The sequence below is a fragment of the Bryocella sp. genome (assembly GCF_058498515.1).
In genome coordinates this window covers 147,325-154,718 of sequence record NZ_JBMHYI010000042.1, presented here as the reverse complement: position 1 = coordinate 154,718, position 7,394 = coordinate 147,325, and the positions used below count along the sequence as shown (strand labels likewise).

Here is a 7,394-nt window from a genome sequence, read left to right as displayed (position 1 = left end):
CCAGAAAAACACTCGGCTGGAAAGCCCCAGCAGAACTCTTCCTCCCAGATGGACAATTCGACTTCGTACACTTCTGGGCTAACATCACCAACAACGTTGCACTTGGTTCCTGAATCCGCCCACCCGGCGTTGGCGGGAGCAAATGCAGATTCCCTTCGGGAATGACAATCCAAAAAGGAAAAGAGGGGCCTACTTGGCGGCTGCGGCTGTTCTTGCTTCTACGTCGAAGACGTTGGGGTCGGGGTTGGTGAAGAACTTTTTGTGGAGGGAGCGGATGGCTTCTTCTACGTCGGACTCGTCGATCATGAAGCTCATGTTGATCTCGCTGGCTCCCTGGGAGATCATGCGCAGGTTGACGTGGGAGACGGCGGAGAAGACCTGGCCGGAGATGCCGGCCTCGCCGCGGATGTTTTCGCCGACGAGGCAGATGAGGGCCTTGTCGCCTTCGTACTTGACGTCAGCGATCTTGGAGAGCTCGGCGCAGATCTCGGGGAGGGCTTCGCGGGAGTCTACCGTTACTGAAATCGAGACTTCGCTGGTCGAGACCATGTCGATGGCGCACTTGTGGCGATCGAAGACGTCGAAGACCTGCTTGAGGAAGCCGTGCGCGAGGAGCATGCGGCTGGCGACGATGTCGATGATGGTGAGCTTCTTTTTCGCGGCGATGGACTTGAAGGGCGAGGTGCAGTGGGGCGAGGTGGCCGCGATCTCGGTGCCGCCGTTGTCGGGGTTGCGCGAGTTGAGGACGAAGACGGGGATGTTCTTCTGCACGGCCGGGAGGATGGTGGCGGGGTGCAGGACCTTGGCGCCGAAGTAGGCGAGCTCGGCGGCCTCTTCGAAGCTGATGGTCTTGACGCGGAGCGCGTCGGGACAGATGCGCGGGTCGGTGGTCATGATGCCGTTGACGTCGGTCCAGATCTCGATGGCTCCGCCGTGAAGGCCACCGCCGACGAGAGCTCCGGTGTAGTCGGAGCCGCCGCGGCCCAGCGTGGTGGTGATGCCTTTGCAGGAGCCGAGAAAGCCGCCCATGACGGGGACCTTGCTGGCTTCGACGAGCGGGAGGACATGCTCGGTGAGGGCGCGCTCGATCTGGTCTTCCTGGGGATGGGCCTTGCCGTAGTGGTCGTCGGTGAGGATGACGGTGCGGGAGTCGACGTGAACGGAGTTCATGTCGAGTTCGGCGAAGGCAGCGGCGACCATGATGGACGAGAGGCGCTCGCCGAAGCTGACGACGTTGTCCTCGGTGCGTGGGGTGAGCTCGCCGACGGCGCAGATGCCGCGGAGGAGATCGTCGAGCGCGTCGAAGTGATGATGGATGGCGAGCTGCACGGCCTGGAGGCGGTCTTCGCTGGTGGCGGGAACTAATTCGCCGATCGTCTTGAGGTGGCGGGTGCGGAGGGTGTCGGAGAGCTGGAGCGCGCCTTCGCGATCGTTCTTTCCGGCGGCGGCTGCGGCGGCGAGGAGGGTGTCGGTGACCTTGCTCATCGCGGAGACGACGACGATGGGCTTGAGGTTCTTGGCGACACGGCCGGCGACGATGGCGCCGGTGCGCCTGATGGCGGTGGCGTCCTCGACGGAGGTGCCACCGAACTTCATGACGACGATGTCGGGACGAGGTGTGGTTACAGCCTGGCTCATGCGTTCACCAGACTGTCAGCTTCGGTCGGGATGACGTTGCTGTTCACGGGGGGGAACTTGCGGAAGTCGAACTTGCCGAGGACGGCGAGGATCTCGGCGTTGAGGATGGCGGCTCCGGCGGCTCCGCGGACGGTGTTGTGGGAGAGGAGGGTGAACTTCCAGTCGAAGAGGGAGCAGGGGCGGAGGCGGCCGACGGTGGTGGCCATGCCGTCGCCGCGCATGAGGTCGAGGCGAGGCTGTGGGCGGGTGGGGCCGGGCTCGTAGGCGACGGGCTGCAGCGGGGCGGACGGCAGATGCGTGCCGGCGAGGATGGACTGCGGGAGCTTGCCACTGAGCGGCTGGAACTCGGCCCAGGCGGCGAGGATTTCGGCTTCGGTCGCGGGCGTGGAGAGCTTCACGCTGACGCACTCGGTGTGGCCTTCAAGCACAGGGACGCGGTTGCACATGGCGGAGACGGTGATGGGTGCGGGCTCGAAGCCGACGGCTGCGTCGCCGTGGACGCGGACGCCGCCGAGGAGCTTGCCGACTTCTTCCTGCAGCTTCTCTTCTTCATTCTTGATGAAGGGGATGACGTTGCCGAGGATGTCGAGGGAAGGGACGCCGGGATAGCCGGCGCCGGAGACGGCCTGCATGGTTGCGACGAAGAGCTTGTCGATACCGAACCTGGCGTGCAGTGCGGCCAGGGGCAGCACGAGACCGATGGCGCAGCAGTTGGGGTTGGTGACGAGGAAGCCGCCGCTTGCTTTGCGGCTGGCTTGCGACTCGATGACTTCAAAGTGCTCGACGTTGACCTCGGGCACGACGAGGGGGACGTCGGAGGCCATGCGGAAGGCGGAGGAGTTGGAGATGACGGCGCAGCCGGCGGCGGCGAAGCGGGGCTCTAGCTCTTTGGCGATGGGGGCGTCGATCGACGAGAAGATGATGCGGGGCAGATCAGCCGCGTGCTCGTCGGGCGTGAAGGCCTCGGGCGTGTTAGGCTGCAGCACCATGTTCGCGATGCGCTCGGGCAGGGGCGTATCGAGACGCCAGGCGCAGGCTTCGGCGTAGGTTTTGCCGGCGGAGCGGTCGGAGGCGGCGAGCCAGGTGATGTTGAACCAGGGGTGGTCGGCGAGGAGCTGGATGAAGCGCTGACCGACGGCGCCCGTGGCGCCCAGAATTCCAACGTTACGGCGTTCCATCAGGGTATTTTAGCAGCGGCGAAGCCGCGGGTAGCTCGCTGGCGCGGGGTAGCGCTTCGCGGTAGCGTGCTGTCGCACGTCTAGGAGTACATGGCGGGGATCGGCTGCGTGAGGCGGTGAGTTCCTGGCGCTCTAGCGTTGCATCGGCAGATTCCGCTGTGGCGTTTCCGTCCAATTTCGTCGAGCAGAAGTTGTATAGGGACGATGCGTATGGCTTTTTATACTGTCGCAAATCGATCCATCACACGCATTGAAGCTGCTCACCCAACTCGACGTGAGAACACTGATGGGGAACGACATCGTCGTTTGCCTTCTGCTGATGCTTGTGATGTTTCTGATGGCTGGCCGCCTTCGGGAGATGACGGGGCTTCGGCAGCTTGCCGTGTCCTACCTATTGATGAGTTGTGGGCTGAGCATCCTTCTGCTGCGAGGCGTGGTGCCGCCACTGGCGACGATTCTGATCCAGAATGGCTGTTTCTATGCAGGGATCATGCTCCAGTTTGCCGGCACCCAGGCGTTGCTGGGTCTTCGTGCGCGCCTTGGCCCGTCGCTTGCGATAGCGATCCTGTCGGATGCGACGTTGGGCTATCTCCACTCGCCCAACAGGATTGGTATCCGCATTGCGATCTACTCCTGCACGTGCCTGGCGTTGCGGATCCCGCTGTTGATGAGCCTGTTGCGTCATGCGCAGCGGGGCCTGGTGGTGAGGCTGCTTAGCGGATTCACCGTGTTCTTCATGGTGTGCGAGGTGGCGCGCGGCGTACTGACCCTGATGGCAGGAGCTTCCAGTGATCTCTTCAGATACAACATCGTGCAGTCCACTTACATCGCAGTCACCCTCATTGCGGGCTGCGGTATCGGCTTTCTGAGCGTGGTGCTCGCGGCACAAGAGGCGACGGGCTTGAGCGAGCGCAGGGCACGGCGCGACATGCTGACAGGTGCGCTCAATCGCCTGGGGATCGAAGAGCTGCTCGCGGTGGAATTGAGCCGCTGCAGGCGTACGCAGACTGCCATGGCGCTTGCGCTTCTGGATATTGACGATTTCAAGTTGTTCAATGACAAGGATGGCCATTCCGCGGGCGATGACGTGCTGCGGAAGATTGCCGACTGCATCTCGCGGAACCTGCGCCCTTACGATGCCTGCGGCCGTATCGGAGGCGACGAGTTCCTGGTGTTGATCCCGGCGTCCGGCTCGCTGGAGGCGGAACGGATCTGTCACCGCATCCTGGGAGCGGTGCTAGATCTGCCCAGTTACCCCAACGTGGGGAGAGCTCCTACTGTGAGCATCGGGTTCACCGAGGTCGACGAGCTGGATACGGTCGAAGATCTGATGAAGCGAGCGGACGAGGCTCTTTATGCTGCGAAGCGGCTGGGAAAGAACTGTGCGCAGGTGAAGCTGGCTCCGATTGGTGGCCAGACTCGCATCGTCGATGTGGCTGTGAGTGCGTCGATGTAAGCGGGGTGGTTGGCGTGAAGTGCTCTAGCTCGCTGGCGCGAGGTAGCGCTTCGCGTTGGCGCGCTGTCGCGCGTTAGGAGTTGTCAGTGGGCGTTCATGCCATAAAGAAGGTTTATGGAGTCGCCAGCATTCCCCTCAGCGGCTAAAGCCGCATTTTAATCACTACCCTTATGGCGGGACTGAAGTCCCGCCCTGACAAAGCGGGCTTAGCCGTTCCATAACGCGCGAAGCGCGCTGACACTCGCTCACGTGCGAAGCACGCAAAAGCGGATCAGCGCGCTGCAGTGGTTAGTCGACTGCGACGACGCGGCGGCGGGTGTAGACGCGGGAGCCGCCTCCGCCCCAGGCGATGAGGAGCGAGATGACGTGCAGCAGGAACCAGATGGTGATGCCCTGGTCCTGGTAGATCCAGAAGAGGATGAGGAGGCGCGGCACGAGGATCGCGACGATGATGGGGATGAGGCCGACGGTCGGCGGGATGTAGGTCGTCATGGAGTGCTGCAGCCAGGCCACCAGGATGCAGATGCGAGGCAGGAACAGCGAGAGCACAAGAAACCATAAGGGAATCGAGTGGACTGGGAAGGTAAGGGAGAAGTTCATGCGTGCGGCCTCTCTGGCAGTTGAGCGGGAATGTTAATCGGAGCCCTAGCTTTCAGTGGGATGTGGCGGGTCGCGGTGGAGTTGTGCCGGGGCCGTGAATTCGGGGCGTGGCAGGTGGCGAATTCGGGGGTCCTTCGCGTCGCTCAGGATGACGACGAAAAGCAAAAGCAGATCCCCTGCGGGGATGACAACAAGAGAGGCAACGGCAAGTGCACCCGGACCAACCGTACCTGAAGAGGGCGATTTCATCGCGGGCTGGCGAGGTCCCTCACCGGCTGAAGCCGGTTCTCTGGCGGGCCTTTGTGTCAGGGCTGAAGTCCTCCGACGATGCTCAGGACGACCTGTCGTTCGTGCTCTGCCGTGGATGCCGCGGGCCGTGCCCTGCAGTTCGTCCGTGCCCCCGGCCGTTTTTGCTCTGCCGTTCGTGCTCTGCCCTTCGGCTCGCTACTTTGTGGGAGCGGTGAAGGTGAAGTCGGCTTTGGTGGTGCTGCCGCCGGTGACGGCTATGGGGACTTCTTGTTCGCCCATTTTTTCGTGGACGGCGGCGAGGATGTAGTGGCCGGGGGGCAGGCCGTGGATGGTGAAGCTGCCGTCGGGGCCGGTGACGGCAAAGTAGGGGTTGGGTGCGACGTTGATGAAGGCGTTCATCCACGGGTGGTTGTTGCAGCGGACGGGAATCATCGCTTCGGCGGTCTTGAAGATGGCGGTCTGGGGCGCGGCTTGCGGGCCTTGCGAGATGTCCACGGTGGTGTTGCCGGGATTCGTGGGCACGACGTGGATGTTGTGCATGGTGGCGTCGGAGTTATGGAACGAGACGGAGGCACCCTGCTGCAGTGCGATGACGTGCGGGGTGTACCTGCAGTCTTTCTGATCGAGCAGGACGGGCGCGGTTCCGGCGGAGGCTGAGGTCTCCTGGGCTCCGGATTTCACGTAGACGTAGACGTTGGCGACGTGGCCCTTGTCGATGACGTAGGGCTCGCTCATGTTGTCGGCGCCGAAGGCGCAGCCGGGGTCCATCGACATGTCGATGTGGACTCGCTGGGGGATGGCTCCGGTGAACTTCACGATGCCGCTGACAGAGCCGAAGGAAGACGGTGGCGCGGCTGAAGGCGTGAAGACGGGTGCTTGCGAGTAGGACGTTGTTGCTGAGGTCGAGGCATCGCCGGCGGAGGAGGGTGTGCTCTTGCAGCCGGTGGCGAGCAGGATGGCGGCGAGTGTGGCGGCGGGGATCAGGGCTCGGACGTTCACGCTTCTATGATGCTCCTGTTTTCGGATGTCTTGAAGGGCGCAGACCCGCAATGCCGTCGCAATGCCGTCGAGCCAGAAACGTTCACACCTCTACAGAATGCTTCTTCTGTAGAGGTGCGAGGTGTTCAGGATTTCAGGGGCGAGGATTCCTGCGCGGCCCGAGCGGTTATAGGGGAGCTCTGTTGAGCTTCGAGGTTTCGAGCTACGAGCTATGAGGAGAGGCTATAGCGCGGCGATGACCGATTCGGTGAAGGCCTTGGTGCCGGAGGTTCCGCCTACGTCGCCGGTGAGGGTCTTGCCTTCGGCGTAGACCTTTACGAGGGCGGCGTGGATGAGGTTCGCGGTCTCGGACTCATCGATGTGATGGAGCATGAGGACGGCGGATTGCAGGAGGGCGGTGGGGTTGGCTTTGTCCTGGCCGGCGATGTCGGGCGCGGAGCCGTGGACGGCTTCGAAGATCGCGTGCTCCTTGCCGAGGTTGGCTCCGGGTACGAGGCCGAGGCCGCCGACGAAGGCGGAGCAGAGGTCCGAGAGGATGTCGCCGTAGAGGTTGGTGGTGAGGATGACGTCGTACTGCCAGGGGTTGAGCACGAGCTGCATGCAGGTGTTGTCGACGATGTGCTCGATGTACTGGATCTCGGGATAGTCCTTGGCGACCTTGCGGCAGCACTCCAGGAAGAGACCGTCGGACATCTTCATGATGTTGGCCTTGTGGATGGCGTGGATCTTCTTGCGGCCGTGCTTGCGGGCGTAGGCGAAGGCGGACTCGGCGATGCGGGTGGAGCCCTTGCGGGTGATGATCTTGAGGGACTGCGCGATGTCGGGATTGATCATGAGCTCGAGGCCGGCGTAGAGGTCCTCGGTGTTCTCGCGGAAGATGATGAGGTCGATGTCCTTGTAGTTGGACTTGAGGCCGGGAAGCGTCTTGACGGGGCGGAAGTTCGCGTAGAGATCGTACTTCTTGCGCAGGGCCACGTTGATGGACGAGAAGCCGGAACCGATGGGCGTCGCGGTGGGCCCTTTGAGGGCGACGCGGGTGGCTTCGAGTGAGGTGTAGAAGGCTTTGGGGATCAGCTCGCCGGTGCGCTCGAAGGCTTCTGCGCCGGCGTCGAAGCGGTCCCACTCGAAGGAGCAGCCGGTGGTCTTTCCTGCGGCTTCGAGAATCGAGACTGTGGCCGCTGCGACCTCCGGGCCGATTCCATCGCCCGGTACCAGCGTGATCTTGTGAGTGCGTGACATGTGTGGGGGCATTCCTTTTCAGTTGAGAGCGTCGT

6 protein-coding genes and 1 pseudogene are annotated in these 7,394 nt (G+C 62.9%); 2 read left to right on the top strand and 5 right to left on the bottom strand.

The features are described 5' to 3' along the window. Window positions 1–113 (top strand): annotated as a pseudogene (locus AC5E6W_RS12440) (IS30 family transposase); the annotation flags it as partial. A gap of 76 nt (window positions 114–189) precedes the next feature. On the opposite strand, the gene lysC reads toward AC5E6W_RS12440, so the two are convergent. Continuing rightward, window positions 190–1,638, bottom strand: a complete 1,449-nt coding sequence (gene lysC, locus AC5E6W_RS12435; RefSeq protein ID WP_491752623.1) for a lysine-sensitive aspartokinase 3 — start codon at window positions 1,636–1,638, stop codon at window positions 190–192. Continuing rightward, a complete protein-coding gene (gene asd / locus AC5E6W_RS12430; protein WP_491752622.1) occupies window positions 1,635–2,816 on the bottom strand; it encodes an aspartate-semialdehyde dehydrogenase in 1,182 nt (393 codons plus the stop codon). The genes lysC and asd overlap by 4 nt, the downstream gene beginning before the upstream one ends. A 250-nt stretch (window positions 2,817–3,066) precedes the next feature. On the opposite strand from asd, the gene AC5E6W_RS12425 reads away from it, so the two are divergent. After that, complete coding sequence (locus AC5E6W_RS12425) at window positions 3,067–4,272, top strand: GGDEF domain-containing protein (protein ID WP_491752621.1); 1,206 nt, start codon at window positions 3,067–3,069, stop codon at window positions 4,270–4,272. A 288-nt stretch (window positions 4,273–4,560) separates the two neighbouring features. Here the strand turns inward: AC5E6W_RS12425 and AC5E6W_RS12420 are convergent, their stop codons facing one another. The 3 genes from AC5E6W_RS12420 to AC5E6W_RS12410 form a co-directional block, all read right to left on the bottom strand. Then, entirely contained in the window at window positions 4,561–4,872 is a 312-nt protein-coding gene (locus tag AC5E6W_RS12420; protein ID WP_491752620.1) for a hypothetical protein, read from the bottom strand. Between the two features lie 444 nt (window positions 4,873–5,316). After that, the gene (locus AC5E6W_RS12415; protein WP_491752619.1) at window positions 5,317–6,120 is read right to left on the bottom strand and encodes a carboxypeptidase regulatory-like domain-containing protein; all 804 of its coding nucleotides are present in this window, start codon (window positions 6,118–6,120) and stop codon (window positions 5,317–5,319) included. Between the two features lie 222 nt (window positions 6,121–6,342). After that, a complete protein-coding gene (locus tag AC5E6W_RS12410; protein ID WP_491752618.1) occupies window positions 6,343–7,359 on the bottom strand; it encodes an isocitrate/isopropylmalate dehydrogenase family protein in 1,017 nt (338 codons plus the stop codon). Window positions 7,360–7,394 lie beyond the last annotated feature (35 nt).

Excerpts from the sequence above, each read along its gene's own strand:
- AC5E6W_RS12410 (WP_491752618.1), bottom strand. The coding sequence starts at position 7,359 with ATGTCACGCACTCACAAGATCACGCTGGTACCGGGCGATGGAATCGGC.
- asd (WP_491752622.1), bottom strand. The coding sequence starts at position 2,816 with ATGGAACGCCGTAACGTTGGAATTCTGGGCGCCACGGGCGCCGTCGGT.
- AC5E6W_RS12420 (WP_491752620.1), bottom strand. The coding sequence starts at position 4,872 with ATGAACTTCTCCCTTACCTTCCCAGTCCACTCGATTCCCTTATGGTTT.
- lysC (WP_491752623.1), bottom strand. The coding sequence starts at position 1,638 with ATGAGCCAGGCTGTAACCACACCTCGTCCCGACATCGTCGTCATGAAG.